The sequence below is a fragment of the Paenibacillus sp. FSL E2-0178 genome (assembly GCF_038593005.1).
Classification (GTDB): Bacteria; Bacillota; Bacilli; order Paenibacillales; family Paenibacillaceae; genus Paenibacillus_AQ; species Paenibacillus_AQ phytohabitans.
This window is the reverse complement of the sequence record NZ_CP151953.1, coordinates 2,821,527-2,841,406: the sequence shown is the minus strand read 5'-3', so window position 1 is coordinate 2,841,406 and position 19,880 is coordinate 2,821,527. Positions and strand designations below refer to the sequence as shown.

Genomic DNA, 19,880 nt, shown 5'->3' with positions numbered 1-19,880 from the left:
AGGGTTAGAATGTAATAGATCCGTGCAATGCTCCACTCTGTGTCAGACCGTTCTTGAAAACAAAAGGCGCGCCTGCTACTGTTACTGTTATATAGAGAGAAGGAAGGTTTAAAGATGACAGAACACATGCAAGTATTCAAAGCTACGGAGACATATGTGAAATTGACCGGCCGGACGCACTACAGCAATGATGTGCTGTGGCTGGCACTCTCCGGCAGCGGTATCGAATTTTCATTCTATGGCACCAAAGCGGAGATTACATTGAAAGCTGATAATATTGCCTTAACCGGTAATAATCTGGCCAGGATTGGCATCTGTGTAAACGGAGTACGGGTCATTGACGATCAGCTGGACACGCTGCTTAGAACGTATACGATATTTGAGAGCGAGACGGAGCAGGAGGTCAGGGTAAAGGTCACCAAGCTGTCTGAGGCGGCAATGTCAACGGCAGGGATTCAGGAGATTGCTGTCCATGCAGCGGATGGAATCAAACCCGCTCCGGCAAAAGTACATAAGATCGAATTCATCAGCGATTCCATTACCTGCGGCTACGGCGTGGATGATGATGACGGGCTGCATTCCTTCTCCACAGCTACAGAAGATGTCACCAAAAGCTATGCTTATCTGACGGCCCGCCATCTTGATGCGGACTATAGTATGGTTTCGTATAGCGGCTATGGCATTATTACAGGATACACAGAAACCGATCAACGGCTGCTGACACATCTTCTCCCGGATTATTATGAACAGGTAGGCAAGTCCGAGGGTAAGTTTGACGGTGTTCTGCTGCCCCAGGATATTCGTTGGGATTTCAACAGGTTTGTGCCCGATCTGATTGTCATCAATCTCGGAACGAATGATGATTCCTATACCAGAGACGATACCGGCAAGCAGACGGAATATGCCAGGGAGTATGCTGAATTCCTCAAAATGGTCAGACGCAATAACCCCCGCACACCCATTCTGTGTACGCTGGGCATCATGGGAGACAGATTGTATCCTTATGTCGAACAGGCAGTGAAGGGATATAGTCAAGAAACAGGAGACAGCAATATTTCTGCCATGAAATTTGATGTGCAGGAGGCAGCGGATGGATACGCCTCCGACTCCCACCCTTCCCAAGCTACGCACAGCAAAGCGGCCCGGAAGCTGACGGCTCATATCAAGGGGCTTATGGATTGGTGATACAGAGAAGCTTGATTGGGCAGGATAATATCTGCTCTGAATATTGCCCAAAGAAAGAAAGCGGCCCGTCCACGGACGATCGCTTTTTTTGTTTTCCCGGCACTGGTGCATATATAGAGAACAATGGGAAAGCTATAAGGGTAAAGGGAGTTTCGTTATTTGAAATTATGGGTATATAAGCTATATTTTCGAAATATAAACGTCAGCAAGCCACAAGTCGGAAAGTGAGGGTCCTCATGGATTTCCCAGTCAACATCCTTCTCGTAGACGATCACCCCGAAAACTTGCTTGCCATTGAGGCTGTTCTAAGCGGAGAACCATATCATCTGTTTCGGGCATATTCCGGGGTAGAGGCTTTGCGCTGTTTATTGGAAGAAGAATTTGCCGTCATCGTCATGGATGTGCAAATGCCGGGAATGGACGGGCTGGAGACGGCACGCCTCATCCGGACCCGGGAGAAAAACAATTACGTGCCTATCATCTTTATGACAGCGACCAGTAATACAATGGAGGATATCTTCGCAGGCTATTCGGTCGGCGCTATGGATTATATGACGAAGCCCTTCGTCCCGCAGCTGTTCAAATCCAAAATCGAGGGCTATGTCAGTATGTATGAAGCTAACAAAACCCTGCAGATCCAAAGCGACATGCTCAAGCAACAAGCGAAGCAAATGGAGAAAACGAATCAGGAGCTCAGAGAGGCTAAGGAAGCGGCGGAAATCGCATCCCGTGTGAAATCGGAATTTCTGGCCATGATGAGCCATGAGATCCGGACTCCGCTGAATGGGATCATAGGCATGTCTGATCTGCTGCTCACCTCCGATTTGCCGGAAGAATACGCTGAGATGGCAGGAATTATCCACACGAGCAGCAATGCACTGCTTTCGGTCATCAATCCTATTCTCGATTATTCCAAAATTGAATCCGGAAAGATGGAAGTGGAAGAGGCGCCGTTCTCCCTTCAGGACTGCCTGGCTGAAACGATAGATTTGTTCACAGCCAAAACCAGGGAACGGAAACTGGAGATGGCTGTGACCGTAGATCCTTCGGTTCCGCCTTATATAACGGGTGATATGACCCGCCTCCGTCAGGTATTGAATAATCTGGTGGGCAATGCAGTGAAATTCACCCATGAAGGCAGTATATACATAATGGTTAACAAGCTGTCCGAAGAGGCGAATACGCTTACGCTTGAATTTACAATTAAAGATACGGGCATCGGAATTCCCCCGGATAAGATAAACGAGCTGTTCCAGCCCTTCTCCCAGCTGGATGCCTCTACAACACGCAGGTTCGGAGGCACAGGGCTGGGATTATCGATCAGCAAATCTTTAGTTGAATTAATGGGGGGCAGCATCCGGGTAGAACCGTCGAATGAACCTGGCGCCACCTTTGTTTTTACAATTGCAGTCAAAACAATTCCAAGTAAATAATGCATAAGGGGCAGGGTTGATACTATGAGCGATCAGAACCAAAGCAAAGAGATAAGCGGGGAGCAGATTGACGCCGGCGAATTGCTCAACGCCTTAATGGCGATGAAGAAAGGAAACTTCTCCCACAGAATGCCCTATGACCGCACGGGAATAGCCGGTAAGGTAGCGGATACCTTCAACGAGATCATGGATATTCAGGAGAGTCTGGTGAATGAAGTCCAGACAGTAGCCAGGGTGGTCGGTAAAGAAGGTAATCTGTCGCGCAGATTCGTGCAGAAGAATCTGGGCGGCTCCTGGGAGACCATTACCGATTCACTTAACGGGATGGTTATTGACTTAATACAGCCGACCAGCGAGATGGTCCGGGTGATTAACGCCGTAGCCAAAGGCGATCTGTCCCAGAAGGTGGAGCTGGAGATCGAAGGACGGCCGCTCACTGGTGAATTCCAGCGGACGGCAAGCAATATTAACATGATGGTGAATCAGCTCAGCACATTTGCCTCCGAGGTTACCCGGGTAGCACGCGAGGTTGGTACGGAAGGGATTCTGGGCGGCCAGGCAGATGTCAAAGGAGTATCGGGAACCTGGAAAGACTTAACTGACAGCGTGAATTACATGGCGACTAACCTTACGGATCAGGTACGTAATATCGCGGCGGTAACGACTGCTGTGGCGAACGGTGATCTGTCAAAGCAAATTACAGTAAATGCACGGGGAGAAATCCTTGAGCTCAAAAATACGATCAACACCATGGTGGATCAGCTCTCCATGTTCTCTTCCGAGGTTACTCGTGTAGCGCGAGAGGTTGGCACGGAGGGGAAGCTTGGCGGGCAGGCAGACGTGAAGGATGTATCGGGTACATGGCGCGATCTAACCGAAAGTGTAAACTACATGGCCTCCAACCTGACCAATCAGGTGCGTAACATCGCGGTTGTGACCACTGCGGTCGCAAACGGCGATCTGTCGAAGAAGATTACTGCCGATGTCCAGGGCGAAATCCTGGAGCTCAAGAACACCATCAACACGATGGTGGATCAGCTGTCGACCTTCGCTTCCGAGGTTACCCGGATGGCGCGTGAGGTAGGAACGGAAGGAATCCTTGGCGGACAGGCGGATGTTAAAGGCGTATCGGGCACCTGGCGGGATTTGACGGAAAGCGTAAATTACATGGCCTCGAACTTAACCAATCAGGTCCGCAACATTGCCGAAGTAACAACTGCCGTCGCTAAGGGCGACTTATCGAAGACAATAACCGTTGATGCGAAAGGCGAGATTCTTCAGTTGAAGAGCACCATCAATATTATGGTGGATCAGCTCAGCAACTTCGCCTCCGAGGTGACGCGGGTGGCGCGGGAGGTCTCCACAGAAGGAATTCTCGGCGGTCAGGCGGATGTGAAGGGCGTATCCGGCACCTGGAAGGATTTAACGGACAGCGTTAACTTTATGGCGGGTACCCTGACCGATCAGGTGCGTAATATCGCTGAAGTGACGACGGCGGTGGCCAAGGGCGACCTGTCCAAGCAGATCACGGTAAATGCGACCGGCGAAATCCTGGAGCTCAAGAACACCATTAACACGATGGTGGAGCAGCTCTCTACCTTCGCTTCCGAGGTTACCCGTGTGGCGCGCGAGGTGGGTACCGAGGGCATGCTGGGCGGACAAGCCCAGGTTAAGGGCGTGGCCGGGACCTGGCGGGATTTGACCGAGAGTGTAAACTATATGGCCTCGAACTTGACCAATCAGGTGCGTAACATTGCTGTTGTAACGACGGCAGTAGCGAACGGAGATCTGTCCAAGAAAATCACTGCCGATGTACAGGGCGAAATCCTGGAGCTCAAAAATACCATCAATACGATGGTGGATCAGCTCTCGATGTTCTCCTCCGAGGTGACGCGTGTGGCCCGCGAGGTAGGTACAGACGGCAAACTGGGCGGACAGGCGCAGGTGAAAGGCGTCGGCGGAACCTGGAAAGACTTGACCGAGGGCGTAAATAATATGGCCCGGAATCTGACGGATCAGGTGCGGAATATTGCGGACGTAACGACGGCGGTAGCCAAAGGGGATCTGTCCAAGAAGATTACCGTAGATGTCAAAGGTGAAATTCTTGAGCTGAAGAATACGATCAACACCATGGTGGACCAGCTCTCGATCTTCGCCTCCGAGGTTACGCGTGTGGCGCGCGAGGTCGGTACGGACGGCAAACTCGGGGCGCAGGCGGAAGTTAAGGATGTTTCCGGTACCTGGAAGGATCTGACCGATACGGTCAACTACATGGCCAGCAATCTGACCATTCAGATGCGCAACATTGCCGGCGTTACGACAGCGGTAGCGAACGGCGATCTGTCCAAGAAGATTACGGTAGACGTTAAAGGCGAACTGCTTGAGCTGAAGAACACGATTAATACGATGGTGGACCAGCTGAATTCGTTCGCATCCGAGGTTACGCGTGTGGCGCGCGAGGTCGGTACAGACGGTAAGCTGGGCGGACAAGCCCAGGTGCGCGGTGTCGGGGGGATCTGGAAGGATCTGACCGACAATGTTAACATTATGGCGACCAATCTGACGGATCAGGTGCGCGGGATCGCCAAGGTTGTGACTGCCGTTGCGAACGGTAATCTGAAGCAGAAGCTGACTGTGGAAGCCAAAGGTGAAATCGCTGAGCTGACCGATACCATCAATAATATGATCGAGACGCTGGCGACCTTCGCCGACCAGGTGACCACGGTGGCGCGGGAGGTAGGCGCCGAAGGGAAGCTGGGCGGACAAGCCAGTGTGCCTGGAGCAGCAGGAACGTGGCGTGACCTGACCGACAACGTTAACTACATGGCGAGTACGCTTACCACACAGGTGCGGGCCATTACGAATGTTGCCACGGCGGTAACGAATGGCGATCTGTCACGGGCCATCGACGTATCCGCCTCCGGGGAAGTCGCGACACTCAAAGATAATATTAACGAAATGATCCGAAACCTGAAGGAGACGACCCGGATCAATACAGAGCAGGATTGGCTCAAAACCAACCTTGCCAAATTCTCACGGATGCTGCAAGGGCAAAGAGATCTGTATGCGGTGAGCCGTATGATCCTGTCCGAGCTGGCTCCGCTTGTATCCATGCAGCATGGGGTCTTCTACATCAATGAGCCTTCTAACGGTGAAGCGGTTCTGAAGCTGTTCGCCAGCTATGCTTACCAGAGCCGCAAGCATCTGGCGAATGAATTCCGGGCCGGGCAAGGGCTGGTCGGCCAGTGTCTGATTGAGAAGCAGCGGATTCTGCTTACCAATGTGCCGGGCGACTATGTTGTAATTTCGTCCGCATTGGGAGAAGCTACCCCGCTTAATATTATTTTGCTGCCGATTATTTTCGAAGATCAGGTGCTGGCGATACTGGAGCTGGCCACCTTCCGCCCTTATAGTGATATCGACATCGCCTTCCTGGATCAGCTTACAGAATCCATCGGCATTGTGATCAATACCATGCAGGCGAACCAGCGTACGGAGGAATTGCTGATCCAATCACAGTCGCTCACCGAGGAGCTCCAGAAGCAGCAGATGGAGCTGCGGAGTACGAATGACGAGCTTGAGGATAAAGCGAAGCTGCTGGTGCTGCAGAAGGCGGAAGTGGAGAGCAAGAATCATGAGGTAGAGGTAGCCAAGCGTTATCTGGAGGAGAAAGCGGAACAGCTTGCGCTCACGTCCAAGTACAAATCCGAGTTTCTGGCCAACATGTCGCATGAGCTGCGTACCCCGCTGAATTCCCTGCTGCTCCTGGCAGAACAGCTGGCCGAGAACCCGGATGAGAATCTTCATGAGATTCAGGTGAAGTTCGCGAAGACCATTCAGGACTCCGGACTTGAATTGCTTAACCTTATCAACGATATTCTGGATCTGTCCAAAATCGAATCGGGCACGATTACGCCGGATTACAGCGAGGTTTCTCTGGCAGAGCTGACAGACGGGCTGGACCGTACCTTCCGCCATATGGTGGATGCCAAGAAGCTGGACTACCGGATCATCATTGATTCCGGCGTACCGGCCAGAATAGCAACGGATTTCAAGCGGCTGCAGCAAATTCTGAAGAACCTGCTGTCCAACGCCTTCAAGTTCACGGAGCAAGGGCAGATCATGCTGCAGATCCGCAAAGCAGGCGAGGGCTGGCATCCGGAGAATGAATCGCTGACGCGGGCCAAAACGGTGATCTGCTTCTCTGTAAGCGACACGGGAATCGGTATCCCGCCTGAAAAGCAGCAGATTATCTTCGAAGCCTTCCAGCAGGCGGATGGCAGCACGAACCGGGAATACGGCGGGACAGGCCTGGGTCTTGCCATATCCCGCGAGATTGCCGAGATGTTAGGCGGAGAAATCACGCTGTACAGTGAAGCGGGCAAAGGGAGCGTCTTTAATCTGTACCTGCCTACTGAAGCGGAATTCACCGAACCGGAGATCCCCAAGGCACATGTTCCGGAGGTGATCGATATCACCCCATCCAAACGCAGAAGTAATCTGGCCAAGCCGGCAGATGATACGTTCCTTGATGACCGGGATCAGATCGGGCCGGGAGACCGTGTCTTCCTGATTATTGAGGATGACCAGAAGTTCAATGAAATTATGCTGGATATGCTCCACAAAAAAGGAATCAAAGCCGTGATTACATCCAGCGGCTATGATGTGCTGGAGCTTGTTCATAAGTACCAGCCGATTGCTGTAACACTCGATCTGCATCTTGGCGGAGACGCCGACGGCTGGCTGGTACTCGAGCAGCTGAAGAACGATATTGAGGTGCGGCATATTCCGGTCTGTGTGATGACGGTCGATGAGGATGAGGTACTGCTGTTACAGCGGGGCGCTCATGATTACTTCCGCAAACCGGTGACCAATGAAGAGCTGGAGAATGCGCTCGACCGTCTGAACCAGTTTGCGGATAAGAAGACCAGGAATCTGCTGGTGGCGGTCCAGAATGAGGAAGAGCGCAAGCAAATCATTGAGCTGTTAAGCAACCCTGATATCAGTCTTACGGCAGTGGACACGGCACGCAAAGCGTTGAACCAGATCAATACCAAAGAATTCGATTGTGTGGTACTGGACAGCGGCCTGCCGGAGATGAATCTTATCCGGTTTATCCGGGATATGTACAAGAACGCGAAGAACAAAAAAGTTCCCGTCCTGGTCCACATGAGCAGGAAGCTGACACCGGCGGAAGAAAGCGAGTGGGATGAGCTGGTCAAAATGGCGGTGCTCAAAGAGGTGAAATCGAATCTCCAGCTGATCGATGAAACGACCCTCTTCCTGCACCGCAAGGCGGAGAACCTGCCATCCGGTTCAAAGGATAAGCTGGTTAAGCTGCATCACTCCGATGAAATGATTGAGTCTAAGAAAGTGCTTGTAGTGGATGATGATATCCGGAACATCTTCGCGCTCACGTCCATTCTGGAACGTCATCAGATGAAGGTCATCCCTGCGGAGAACGGGCAGGATGCCATCACTCTTCTGGAACAGACACCGGACATCGAAATTGTCCTGATGGATATCATGATGCCGGGGATGGACGGCTATGAAACGACCCGTGCCATCCGGCTCAAGCCGGAATTCAAGGACCTCCCCATTCTTGCGCTGACGGCGAAAGCGATGAAGGGAGACCGGGAGCTGTGCCTCGAAGCAGGCTGCTCGGATTACATTACCAAACCGGTCAACAGTGCACAGCTGTTATCTATGATGCGTACATGGCTGGATAACGGTAACTAAGATTTATAAAAACAGGAGCCGACCCCAAAGCCGTGAAAAGGCTGCTTGGGTCAGGCTCCTTTACCTGTTTCAAGGGGGAACATAGCGATAGTTGTATAATGTGCAATTAAAAACAGCGAAAGGGCATGCTTGCATCTTATAACTGTAATCTGTACAACTAAATCTGCCTGAACGGGTGAAACAATCTGCAAATGGAAATTTAATTGCACGAAATACAATTAAACAGATAATCGGTTGAAAATCAGACGATTTAGTTGTACAAAATACAACTAAATATACCGGAGGTATATTTTAAAATTGAAATAAATATGGATTTGCTCTAATTTTAAGCAGGAAAATATAAACATATATTGAATACATCATGCAAAGAGGGAGGATGGAAATGGGATACAGTGAAAATCAGTTGCGCTCGTCATTAACACCGGCAGTTTCAATGATTCTGAACACTCATTATCACTCTGTAATCATGAAAAACCCCCAATTCGCCTGGTTCATAGAGACGCATAAGGAATTGCTGGATGCAACCTTCACGATGACCTTAATGTCTATAATAGAAGCATTGTTCCTGGGGCCTTCTGATTATGAGCAGTACCTGCACACACAGGAGCAAGAGGGGTTTGCGCAAGGGGCTTATACTGCAGAGATATTCGGCGACCATTTTGATATTCTGCTTGAAATGAGCAAAGATTTGAACTTAACCGCCCAGAATATGATGTTCGGGACCATTGAAGCTCTTGTGGATGATTCGGCGAACCGGCTGTTTTTCTATAATCGGCTGATGGAATCCAACTGGACCCGGTTTACCGGCTTTGCTCAAGGTTATTTGTCTAATAAAGACCAGCAGATCGACAATCTGCATGAACAAAAAATCGCGGTTATGGGACAGATGGCTGCAGGCATGGCACATGAAATCCGTAATCCGCTGGCTTCAATCAAAGGCTTCGCCCAGCTTGTGAATAATAGGCTTAATGAGCCTGAGATCAAAGCTAATGAACTGCGTGCCTATATGGATATTACAATTAAAGAGATCGATACGCTGAACGGCTTAGTTACGGACTTCCTGATGCTGTCGCGGAAAGGGGATCATGCGAAGAATAGCGGCGTAGTGTTTAATGTAATCGAGGTTATACATAGAGTGAACAACATTGTGAATCAGCTCATACTTAGCGGCGATATTATTCTGGCAGTGGATTATTCGGATGAGACTATTCTGACTTTCGGAAATGCCTCACAGCTGGAGCAGGTCTTCCTGAATATTTTGAAGAATAGCATTGATTCCTTCACCGCATGCCAAGGCAGGATAGATATTACAGTGACCACGGCGGATGAGACCCATGAAATCATGCTGATCTTCAAAGACAATGGCGAAGGGATACCGCCGGATAAATTAAAACGGATCTTCGATCCGTTCTTTACCACCAAGCAAAAAGGGACAGGCATCGGCTTGTCCATCTGTAAACAATTAATCGAGATGTACGGCGGACAGATTAGGGTAGATTCGGAACTTCAGGCAGGAACCAGCGTGAGGGTAACTTTGCCGTGGGTGTGCGAATCCAATGAGCGTGTGGAGGGTGGTCTGTTAAATGCCCATTAGGGAGCTTTGGTGTGTTTCCTGCTTTTTTAAAAAATAACATAATTCGACAAATTCCTATGCGTTCATGTGGTATTCTTTGTAAGGTGATTTGGCCGCTGTAAGATTACTAGTTTGAAAGGGGAATACAATGAATAAAAAAGTCTTCATTTTTATAGTGGCCTGTTTGCTGTTTATGGCTGTCCCGCAACAAAGCTTCGCTGCTGCAGAATATCCGGACGTCAACATCGCGGTTAATGGAGTTTCGCTTGTTGGTTCAGAGCCTTTGTATGTGGAGAAGGGGAACACGCTTGTGTACTACCGGTTTTTCTTTGAGTCACTGGGAATGACTGTGGATATGAATGTCGAATTAGGAAGAGTTTATGTTTTTGACAGCGGGGAAGAAGAGGCCAAACCGCTAATCACCTTATGGCTGGGCAGCAAAAAAGTAATGTATAAGGATAAAGAGGTGACACTCCCGGCACCTGTACGGCGAATTGGAAATCTTACATATATGCCTGTCCGTTCAATCAGTGAAATGTTAGGATATCAGGTGAAATTTAATGTGGACGAGCAGACTATTCTTCTAACGAAAACAATAACCGATGAAGGAGACAAGATCCGTCCTTTATTCGACAGCTTCTTTAAGGAGGGTCAGATCAATCCATCGCGTGAGATATTTACCGGTCAGGGATGGGATATTTATACCACTATTGATTCGGAGATGGGTGTAGATTTCAACTTCCTTCCTTTAAAGGACTCCACTGTCTCAGTAGATAAAATTGGATATCTCTCAGATAATAAAGCTGTCGTCAGAGTAGCCTATAAATCAGCATCCGCCGCATTTAAACGGGAGATTGACTTTATATTCACCGTCACCAAAGAAAAACAGGATTGGAAGTTAGCCCGTTTATATATGGAGGGTCCCAGATATGAGCTGGCCGAAGGGGCAACAGCAGGAGGTACAGTCACTGCCGGACAGGGCGGTGAGGCTGCAGCAGTTATGTCGGGTTTGGATGCATATAATCAGGCATGGGCAAACGGAGATGCAGCTGCAATCATTCAGTCAACATCACCGGCTTACATAAGCGAATTTGAAAGCGAGACTGGCCTGCAATTTGAGGTTGAGATGGCCCAGCAAGCATACAGCTCTGAGAAACAGAAAGTGGCTGGAACCTATATTCCTTATCTAAGCGCTGATCATGCTGTCGTGTACGCAGCTGAACTGCATAAGGAATGGGATGATAACGATAATCTGGTGGAAGTACCGGTTGACGTAATGTTTCGTATGGATAAAACCGCAGACGGGCGCTGGACAGTACACAGCTTACTGGAACTGGTGGATAGTGAAATGACTATAACTTTACAGTAAATATTATTTATATTAGCGTAATGGATTTCTCCGGGTTGAAGGACCGGTTAGCTGCTGCTGACCGGTTTTTATGCTGCTCCCGGCATGGATTAGCTCATTAGTATGTTTTCACGTACACTGGAAGGATAGAGCAATTATCGAACTGAGCTGCGGGGTGAGTGGAATGGAGAAGCTGATAGAACGGATCAAGGGTGAGTTATTGGCACAAGCAACGATAGAGAGTGTTGATCCACTGGAACCCGTGAAGGTCCGCAGCGTGCCGAAGCCCTGGAGGGTGCTGGGAACCGGGAATTACGCCGCCGTATTCTATCATCCGGAAGCTCCCGATTATGCAGTGAAGGTGTACGCCCCGGGCAGGCCGGGCCTTGCGGAAGAAGCAGAGGTGTACCGCCGCCTCGGCCGTCATCCGGCATTCTCCGAATGCTATTACAGCGGACCGGACTTTCTGATCCTGAAACGGCTGCAAGGAGTTACCTTCTATGACTCGATGAAACGGGGGATTCTCATCACCGCGCAGGCCATCGAAGATATTGACAGCGCGCTGGGTTATGCCCGGTCCCGCGGACTCCACCCGCATGATGTCCACGCCAAGAATGTGATGGTTCAGGACGGCCGCGGCCTGATCGTAGATATATCCGATTTCCTGAAGGACGAGGACTGCAGCATGTGGGAGGATTTCAAGAAGGCGTATTATCACCTGTACCGGCCTGTTGCCTCCCGCTGGATGTTTCCGGTTCCCCGGCCCATTCTGGAGATCGTCCGCAAGGGCTACCGGTTGTGGCGGCGGTTGAAGGAATAAGCTGGGCGGTCACTTATTTCTATTACCGGAGGATGGAGTAGTAGGCGACCGATTCGTCGATCAAGCGGGATAACGTCAACTCACGGAAGCGGCTGTCTACCGGGTATGGAGTAAAGGCGGCATGAGAGTTTACCTGATGCGCATGTCCTCCGTGCCCCGCGGTAACAGGAACCCTGACCTGAAGAATGCCGGATAAGGCGGAATGCAGCAATCCAAGCTGACCTGTTGCCCACTCCTGCTCCTTGCGGCGCAAGGTTACCACTATCTCCTCCACTGTTGAATGGTGAATACATCTCAGAGGAGCCCCCCATTTCGTCAAATCAAAGGATTGTCCACTTCGTGTAATCTCGATCTCGCATGCCCCGTAATGAATTTGTTCTCCCCAGGTGAGCCGCAGCAGCAGATATAATGAACCGGTCCGGACCGGTCTGTCGGCGAACGAAGGAGTGGTATCAAATGCAAAGAGTTCAATCTGCAACAGCTTGTTACTATTCATGGATGCCGCCCTCCTGAAGTTCCGTAAGCACTATTGATGTTAAATGATGGGTTTGTTTCGCCCGGGCCAGATAACCGGTAAGCTGGGCTTCATTCTCGCAAACGGCCGCATGCTCCAGCCAGATACTATATTTAGTTTTACGGACAACAGACAGATGCAAGGGGAATTTGTCACGGGACCGGAGGACATACCAGCCGTCAGGCATACTTTTCCAGGGTTCCTTGAAGGCTGTCCACAAAGCCAGCCGCTTGCGCGTCTGCCAGTCACGTTCCTGCTGCTTGTCTCTGATGCTAGTGTAAATATTGTACAGCACCTGTTCATTTGAACAAGTGAAGTAGGCTGAGGATCTGCAAAAGTGAAACAGCGTTTCGATCTGGTCTGCCCCAAATCCATAGCCTACCACATACCGTTGCTTGCCCTCCTCGTACCACAGCACGCCAAAGCTAGAAAACTCCAGACTGACCGGATCCAGCATATGAGGATGAATGCCCAAATAATAGGTTGTCGATGTCTCTATCTCTTCCACTCTTCAAGACTCCCTCCAGTAGTTGCTCACAGGAACTCAGCACAGGTGTTAATGGGAATCATACACGCAGTTCTATTCCATGTAAAAAGCGCAACCGGCCTTAAAGGTCAGCCATAGCACATATCCCGGCAGAAAGTGAGAATAATCCTGCTTATTCTTGGTGTCACCATGGTTTTTCTTCCGTATACGTTAGTTTGTTGCCTTCTTAACGGGATCTTAACTGATGGCAGAATAGTCTTATAAGTTCTTAATCCCGCCGCTTCACCGCCGTGATTTCCGGTAATCCCGGGGCGGCAGGCCGGAGATCATCTTGAACACCTTGCCGAAATGGGTGAGGCTCTCGAAGCCGCAGGCTTCCGATACTGCCGTGACGCTGAGGTCCGTGTCCCGCAGCAGGCGTTCGGCTTCCCGGACCCGGGTGATGTTCACATATTCGGCGAACCCGAAGCCGGTGATATGCTTGAATACGCGGCTGAGATGGCTTTTGCTGATGTAGAACTTCCTGGCAATTGCATCAAGCTGCAGGGGTTCTCCATAATGCTGATTGATATGGCGGACGATATCCGTAATCTTATCCTGGACCGGTGAGGGTTCGTCAGCCGCCTGCGAGCCGCGTCTTAGAATGGTACGGGCGGTATACAGCAGCAGCTCAACGGCCATGTTCCGGATATGCAGCGTATAGCCCGGCGGCTGTTCGATGATTTCGTTCATCAGCGAGAACATCAGGCTCTCTACATACAGGCGTTCCTGAAGGTTGAAGCGGATCAGCGGATGGTTATGGATAAAAGGAGTCTGGAGCAGCTGTTTCTCCTCCGCTGTGAACCCGTCAAGGAAGGACGGATCGTAATAGACAACAATCCGTTCATAATTAGGCTTGTCGAGCTCGGAGGTTTTGTGCAGGGCGTTGGAATTCACGATTACAAGATCTCCTGCCCGGATATGGTAGATGCTGTCCTTGACGAAGTACTTTCGTTCCCCGCTGAACAGGTAGAAGAGCTCATGCTGAATATGGTAGTGATTATTGGTCATGGAATAATGCCCGATGCGCCGGTCAAATTCGACCTTGAACGGGTCATCATCTGAGCCGAAGCGCAGCATGCCGGGAAGGGACTGGACAGACATAGGGAGCTCCTTTCGTTACAATCTGACTAATGCTTTTATTATAGCAAAATAAATGGAATATACGTATTTTTGCGCTTAATTGCGGAGTAATCCCATTTATATTGTGTTAGTCTGTTTACGCGAAGCAGGCTAAATATTCATGGGAGGAACAAATGATTACTAACATTACCTTAAATACGAATGCGCTTGAACAAGGGCTGGATAAACTCTGGAACAAGCTGCATGGCACAGATGAACATGACAACCTGGACTATTGGGAATGGGTTCAGGGGGTCGCTTTGTACGGTGTGATCAAGGCTTATGAGGAGACAGGGCAGACGAGATACGCGGCTTTTCTCCAGCAGTGGACGGCAGACAATGCGCATCAGCTAAGGAACGGCTCGGTCAACTGGGTTGCGCCGGCGAATGCGCTGCTGAGTGTGTACCAAGAGACTAGAGACCCAGAACTGCTGAAGCAATGCAGGGAAGTTGCGGACTGGTGCGTCCATGGAGCACAGCGGACAACGAATGGAGGTTTCGCCCATGTATGGGGACCGGGAGCCGGCGGACTTGAGGATTATAAGAACCAGCTGTGGATTGATACCTTGTTCATGGCGGGGATTTACATGCTGCGCTTTGGTCTCTTTGAGCAGAACCGAGCTTGCACCGAAGAAGCACTGCATCAATTCGATATTCATGTGGATTGTCAGTTCGATCCGGCCAGCGGACTCTACAGCCACGGCTATCATTGTCTGGAGGAAAAGCGCCTTGGCGAGCATTGGGGACGCGGTAACGGCTGGGCGGCTGTCAGTGTCATTGAGCTGCTGAACCTTATGAACGGGCAGCCTTATTCTACGGACAAGTATGAACAAGTGTTCAAGCAGCAGATGGAGAGCGCTTACGGGCTCAGGATGAAGGACGGTCTGCTGCGGACACTACTGGATGTGGAGGAATCTTACCCTGAGACCAGTGGCTCGGCCTTGTTTGCTTATGCAGCGCTTAAAGGCCACCGGCTTGGCATTCTGGATAAGAAGTACCGTGAATGGGGAGCGCAGATTGCCATGGAAATTCTGAACAATCATCTAGCCGATGACGGCACGGTGCTCCATGTCTCCGGCGGGACAGACTGTCAGGATGCCGCAGGATACTTGCGGGTACCTTACGCCCCGAGACCATACTCAACCGGGGTTGTAATGATGCTGTTCAGTGAGGCGCTGGCGTATCACAACTGATGGAATGTGCTGCTAATGGGTTGCAGTAAGATGTACTAAATCATTACGCCAAGCAAAAAGGATCGGATGGGGATTTTGGAACTGGAGGGAGCGTTAGCGTCCGCCTTTGTTACCGGATTTCTACCGCGAACAGCGGTTTGAATCAGGAAATCTGGGAACAACAGCGGCCGGAAGTCCAAAACTTCACCGGAGTGACGACTGAGCTTTTAGTTGATATTTTGAAGTTTATCTTGATTTTTTTAACAAATAGAAACGGAGGAGACGATCAGCATGTCCAAGCTGAAATTACATTGGCTAACAGCAAGAAAGGCGACACAGACCGCTGTAAGCTTCGGTACACCTTGGAGCCAAGGGGCTCTGCTGCCGGGAGAAGCCGTTTTGCTGCAAGATGAAGCAGGGACGGGCGTTCCCGTCCAGACCCGAATTAACGCCTACTGGCCGGACGGCTCCGTGAAATGGCTGCTGCACAGCGGGGTACTGGATACGCGGCAGACATACAGTGTCAGCAAAGGGGAGAATGCTCGCCCGGCTGCCACCGCTACCCTCTCAGCCTCCCAGTCCCCGGACGGTTCTGTAACGGTCGAAAGTAGTCTGCTCTCCTGCAGAGTTGCACCGGGAAGCACCCTGATCTCTTCCATCCTGCGCAAACAGACCAGCCATAAGCCGGTATCCGCGCAGCTGACGGCTCTGATCGAGAATAGGGACGAACAGGAAGGGATCGAGACGATCTCTATCCATAAGCTGAACGGAGTTACAGAGAAGATTACGCTCGAAGAAGCCGGACCGCTCCGCGCCGTCGTCAAGCTGGAGGGACGCCACCGCTATACGAATCGTGAGATTTCGCGGTTCCCTTTTGTCATTCGTCTCTACTTCTATGCGGGAAGTGACGAGATCCGGATGGTGCACAGCTTTGCCTTCGATGCGGATGAGCATACCGATTATCTAAAGGGGTTGGCGGTACATTTCCAGATGGAGGCTGAGGGGGAGCTGTGGAACCGCCATGTCGGTTTTGCCGGGGATACGGGCATGTTCTATGAAGCGGTGCAGCCGATGTATACGTATAGCGGCGCAGTTCACCCGGTCTACGAACAGCAGCAGATTGCTGGACAATTTGTCCCGGTCCAAGAGGTTGAAGAGGCTGGTCTGCTGGAGAATGTGCGGGATAATGCGGCTTGGGGGAATTTCCGCCTGCAGCAGGATTCGTGTGACCATTACAGTATTGTCAAAAGCACAAACCGCCAGTGCGCCTACATTCCTGCCGCCCAGGGGAACCGCTCTCTGGGTGCCGCCTTCTTCGGAAGTGAGAGCGTTATTCTGAGCGCTGCGGTTAAGGATTTCTGGCAGAAATCTCCGATGGCGCTGGAGGTCACGGGTGCGGCCGGGGAGCAGCCTGCCCTGACGGTATGGCTGTGGAGCAGATACGCGGAAGCCTTCGATTTCCGGGCGTATGATACGGAATCGCATCCCTTCTCCTACGGGGATATGGATAATCATCCGGAAGGCATAGCCAACACCAATGAAATTGCCGTCAAGCTGTTCGGACAGATGCCGGGCAAGCAGGCAATTCTCGACTTTGCCGGGGATGTGCAGACCGATTCCCTGCTTATTGCCGATCCCCGGGTATATGAAGAGACCAAGGTGTTCGGTACCTACTGGCTTCCGCCCAAGCAGGAGCAATACACTACGCCTGAGCATGAGAGGGCCCTGCTGGGGTTCATGGATTTCTACATTCAAGAGGTGGACCAGCGCAAGTGGTACGGCTTCTGGGACTACGGGGATGTGATGCATACCTATGATCATGTGCGGCACACCTGGCGGTATGATGTCGGCGGGTTTGCCTGGCAGAATACGGAGCTGTGCAACACCTATGTGAACTGGCTGCTGTTCCTGCGGACCGGAGACTATGGCATCTTCCGGTTCGCCCGGGCGATGACGCGGCATACGAGTGAGGTAGATATGTATCATCTCGGCGCTTATGCGATGCTGGGCAGCCGCCACAATGTGCGCCACTGGGGCTGCAGATGGAAGGAGCCGCGGATTTCCATGGCCGGGCATCACCGTTTCTTCTATTATCTGACGGGCGATGAGCGGACCGGGGATATTATGGACTTTGTTAAGGATGCCGACTATGCCAAGCCGAAGGATCAGGTCGTTACGGCAGAAGGCTTCACTTCCGTACGTACCGGTCCTGACTGGTCCTCTTATGTCTCCAACTGGATGGTGCAGTGGGAGAGATATCAGGATACCAAGTACCGTGACAAGATTCTGACCGGCATCGCGAACCTGAAGCAGGCGCCGAACCGGCTGTCCTCCGGCTCCCACTTTCACTACAACCCGGGTACGGGTGAGATGCACTACCTCAGTGAAGGGAACTACCAGTATCATATGGTGATCTGCTTCGGGGGACCGGAAATTTGGTTCGAGCTGTCAGAATGGATAGAGGATGAAGAATTCAAGGATATGCTGGCGCAGTTCGGCGATTATTTCGCCATGACACTGGAGGAGAGAAAGCTGACGTCGGGCGGCTTATTTAATGAGAGCAATGATCAGGCCTGGGATGGTCTGCGGTTCGCTATCCGGATGCCTGCGTATACCGGTTACCGCCACCAGAATCAGGCACGGATGCAGCAGGCACTTGATATGCTGAGAGGCAAAGCGGATATCAGTTCGAATACACCCGGACAGACGGATGATGAGGGCAATCTGATATATACGAATGTTCCGAAGACAGAATATATCCGCGAGATCCGCGAGGTTCCGTTCGTGAACACCAACGGTATTTCCCAGTGGAGTCTGAATTACATGGAAACGGCCAGACTGCTTGAATTGATGAATGAAGAAGGAGATCAATCAGATGACAACAACTGACGTTAACGAGCTGACACCACGGAATCTTGTATCCCCCCCGGCAGCGCAGACCGATACAACAATTGCCCTCGCATGGGATAAACCGCAGTCTGCAGACGATATCGCCTGTTACCATGTGTATGTGAATGGGAAAGTTCATGGGATCATTACCGCTACAGACTATACTTTAACCGGACTCGAACCCTCTCACGCGTACGAAGTGCAGGTATATGCTGTCTCCAGAGCCGGAGTTGTGTCCCTGCCGGGGCCCACCCTAACTGCTGCAACCAAACCGGAAAGTGAGAGATTTGATATTACGTCCTTCGGGGCGGTGGCAGACCGCGAAACCATGAATACAGCAGCGATCCAGGCAGCTATCGACGCGTGTACCCCTGGCGGTACGGTATATGTTCCCGAGGGTGTATTCAACACGGGCGCTATTTTCCTCAAAAGCCATATGACCCTGTATGTAGCCAAGGGCGGCGTATTGCTGGGCAGTGGCAATCCTGCCGATTACCCGGTCATGACCTACAGATGGGAGGGCCGGGAACAGCTCTGTTATGCGAGTCTGGTGAATACCAGGGATTGCAGCGGCGGGGAGCGGCATGAGCAGATTACGATTGCCGGCGAAGGGACGATTGATGCGAACGGAGCAGCGCTTTTCAAGGGAGAAATGGCTGAGAAGAAGGGATATCGCGGCAGAGCGGTATGTCTGCGGAACACGGATTATGTATATCTGAAGGATATTACCGTCCGGCAGTCGCCTGCCTGGTGCGTTCACCTTATCTATTGCAATCAGGTCAGTGCGAATGGAATCAGCATCTATACGAAGAATGACGAGTACGGCCGGAGATATGAGAATATTTTCAACGGAGACGGGCTGAATCCGGATTCCTCCAGTGACATCTACATTTTCAACTCTATGATTGCCAGTCAGGATGATTGTATCGCCATTAAATCAGGCCGTGATGAAGAGGGCAGACGGGTGGGCATCCCCTCCCGGGACATCCGGATTACCAACTGCCGGTTCAACAGCGGCTTCGGTGTGGCGATTGGCAGTGAAATGGCCGGAGGCGTAAGCGGTGTTCAGGTGACCGACTGCATATTCGAAGATGTATACAGCATTGGTACGGTCAAAGCGCCAAGAGGACGGGGGGCAGTCATCGAGAATATCTCGTATGAGAATTGTACGCTTAAGAATTACAGTCTGGAGCATGAGGATTGTGAATGGTTCAGAGGCGCGATTAACATTGACCAGTTCTACAGCCATATCGAATATGACGCGGACCTCCTGGAAGAGGTCAATGAAGGAACGTCAATTATCCGGAACATCAGCTTCCGTAACATTGTCCTCGACACGTATGCCGGTAATGCGGTGTTCATGGCCGGGCTGCCGGAGAGTCCGCTGCAGAATATCGTGCTGGAGAACGTATCGGGTATAGGGAAATTTGGCCTGAAGGCTTACAATATCGAAGGTCTGACCTTGACGAATGTGTCTGTTATGTCACGGCTGGATGAAGATTATCAGTTCCATAATACCAGGCAGGTATAGACCGGCTTGCCGCAGAACAATAAAATGG

The 19,880-nt window shown here is 51.1% G+C and carries 12 protein-coding genes; 9 read left to right on the top strand and 3 right to left on the bottom strand.

Going from position 1 to position 19,880, the window contains the following annotated elements:
- Window positions 1-114: 114 nt before the first annotated feature.
- From MHI42_RS12390 to MHI42_RS12365, 6 genes are all read left to right on the top strand, one after another.
- Entirely contained in the window at window positions 115-1,185 is a 1,071-nt protein-coding gene (locus MHI42_RS12390; protein WP_342423972.1) for an SGNH/GDSL hydrolase family protein, read from the top strand.
- Between the two features lie 236 nt (window positions 1,186-1,421).
- Window positions 1,422-2,618 carry an ATP-binding protein gene (locus tag MHI42_RS12385; RefSeq protein WP_342423971.1) on the top strand — a complete coding sequence of 399 codons (1,197 nt, stop codon included), beginning with the start codon at window positions 1,422-1,424 and terminating at the stop codon, window positions 2,616-2,618.
- Between the two features lie 24 nt (window positions 2,619-2,642).
- Window positions 2,643-8,357, top strand: a complete 5,715-nt coding sequence (locus tag MHI42_RS12380) for a HAMP domain-containing protein (RefSeq protein ID WP_342423970.1) — start codon at window positions 2,643-2,645, stop codon at window positions 8,355-8,357.
- A 382-nt stretch (window positions 8,358-8,739) separates the two neighbouring features.
- Entirely contained in the window at window positions 8,740-9,951 is a 1,212-nt protein-coding gene (locus MHI42_RS12375; protein WP_342423969.1) for an ATP-binding protein, read from the top strand.
- A 127-nt stretch (window positions 9,952-10,078) separates the two neighbouring features.
- Window positions 10,079-11,299 (top strand): copper amine oxidase N-terminal domain-containing protein, encoded by a 1,221-nt coding sequence (locus MHI42_RS12370; RefSeq protein WP_342423968.1) that lies wholly within the window; start codon window positions 10,079-10,081, stop codon window positions 11,297-11,299.
- A 163-nt stretch (window positions 11,300-11,462) separates the two neighbouring features.
- Window positions 11,463-12,098: a serine/threonine-protein kinase gene (locus tag MHI42_RS12365; RefSeq protein ID WP_342423967.1), complete on the top strand. Its 636-nt coding sequence runs from the start codon at window positions 11,463-11,465 to the stop codon at window positions 12,096-12,098.
- Window positions 12,099-12,120: 22 nt separating this feature from the next.
- Here MHI42_RS12365 and MHI42_RS12360 read toward each other — a convergent pair whose 3' ends face one another.
- The 3 genes from MHI42_RS12360 to MHI42_RS12350 all read right to left on the bottom strand — a co-directional run bounded on the left by MHI42_RS12360 (window position 12,121) and on the right by MHI42_RS12350 (window position 14,242).
- Window positions 12,121-12,594 carry a hypothetical protein gene (locus MHI42_RS12360; protein WP_342423966.1) on the bottom strand — a complete coding sequence of 158 codons (474 nt, stop codon included), beginning with the start codon at window positions 12,592-12,594 and terminating at the stop codon, window positions 12,121-12,123.
- On the bottom strand, window positions 12,587-13,120 hold the full coding sequence (locus MHI42_RS12355; RefSeq protein ID WP_342423965.1) for a hypothetical protein: 534 nt from the start codon (window positions 13,118-13,120) through the stop codon (window positions 12,587-12,589). The genes MHI42_RS12360 and MHI42_RS12355 overlap by 8 nt, the downstream gene beginning before the upstream one ends.
- A gap of 261 nt (window positions 13,121-13,381) precedes the next feature.
- Window positions 13,382-14,242 (bottom strand): AraC family transcriptional regulator, encoded by an 861-nt coding sequence (locus tag MHI42_RS12350; RefSeq protein WP_342423964.1) that lies wholly within the window; start codon window positions 14,240-14,242, stop codon window positions 13,382-13,384.
- Between the two features lie 152 nt (window positions 14,243-14,394).
- Between MHI42_RS12350 and MHI42_RS12345 the strand changes: the two genes are divergently transcribed.
- From MHI42_RS12345 to MHI42_RS12335, 3 genes are all read left to right on the top strand, one after another.
- On the top strand, window positions 14,395-15,453 hold the full coding sequence (locus MHI42_RS12345; RefSeq protein ID WP_342423963.1) for a glycoside hydrolase family 88 protein: 1,059 nt from the start codon (window positions 14,395-14,397) through the stop codon (window positions 15,451-15,453).
- Between the two features lie 270 nt (window positions 15,454-15,723).
- The gene (locus MHI42_RS12340) at window positions 15,724-18,321 is read left to right on the top strand and encodes a hypothetical protein (RefSeq protein WP_342423962.1); all 2,598 of its coding nucleotides are present in this window, start codon (window positions 15,724-15,726) and stop codon (window positions 18,319-18,321) included.
- On the top strand, window positions 18,308-19,852 hold the full coding sequence (locus tag MHI42_RS12335; RefSeq protein ID WP_342423961.1) for a glycoside hydrolase family 28 protein: 1,545 nt from the start codon (window positions 18,308-18,310) through the stop codon (window positions 19,850-19,852). The genes MHI42_RS12340 and MHI42_RS12335 overlap by 14 nt, the downstream gene beginning before the upstream one ends.
- Window positions 19,853-19,880: the final 28 nt, after the last annotated feature.

Bases quoted from the DNA above. Each gene is read 5' to 3' on its own strand.
- MHI42_RS12390 (WP_342423972.1), top strand. From the start codon at position 115: ATGACAGAACACATGCAAGTATTCAAAGCTACGGAGACATATGTGAAA.
- MHI42_RS12385 (WP_342423971.1), top strand. From the start codon at position 1,422: ATGGATTTCCCAGTCAACATCCTTCTCGTAGACGATCACCCCGAAAAC.
- MHI42_RS12380 (WP_342423970.1), top strand. From the start codon at position 2,643: ATGAGCGATCAGAACCAAAGCAAAGAGATAAGCGGGGAGCAGATTGAC.
- MHI42_RS12375 (WP_342423969.1), top strand. From the start codon at position 8,740: ATGGGATACAGTGAAAATCAGTTGCGCTCGTCATTAACACCGGCAGTT.
- MHI42_RS12370 (WP_342423968.1), top strand. From the start codon at position 10,079: ATGAATAAAAAAGTCTTCATTTTTATAGTGGCCTGTTTGCTGTTTATG.
- MHI42_RS12365 (WP_342423967.1), top strand. From the start codon at position 11,463: ATGGAGAAGCTGATAGAACGGATCAAGGGTGAGTTATTGGCACAAGCA.
- MHI42_RS12360 (WP_342423966.1), bottom strand. From the start codon at position 12,594: ATGAATAGTAACAAGCTGTTGCAGATTGAACTCTTTGCATTTGATACC.
- MHI42_RS12350 (WP_342423964.1), bottom strand. From the start codon at position 14,242: ATGTCTGTCCAGTCCCTTCCCGGCATGCTGCGCTTCGGCTCAGATGAT.
- MHI42_RS12345 (WP_342423963.1), top strand. From the start codon at position 14,395: ATGATTACTAACATTACCTTAAATACGAATGCGCTTGAACAAGGGCTG.
- MHI42_RS12340 (WP_342423962.1), top strand. From the start codon at position 15,724: ATGTCCAAGCTGAAATTACATTGGCTAACAGCAAGAAAGGCGACACAG.
- MHI42_RS12335 (WP_342423961.1), top strand. From the start codon at position 18,308: ATGACAACAACTGACGTTAACGAGCTGACACCACGGAATCTTGTATCC.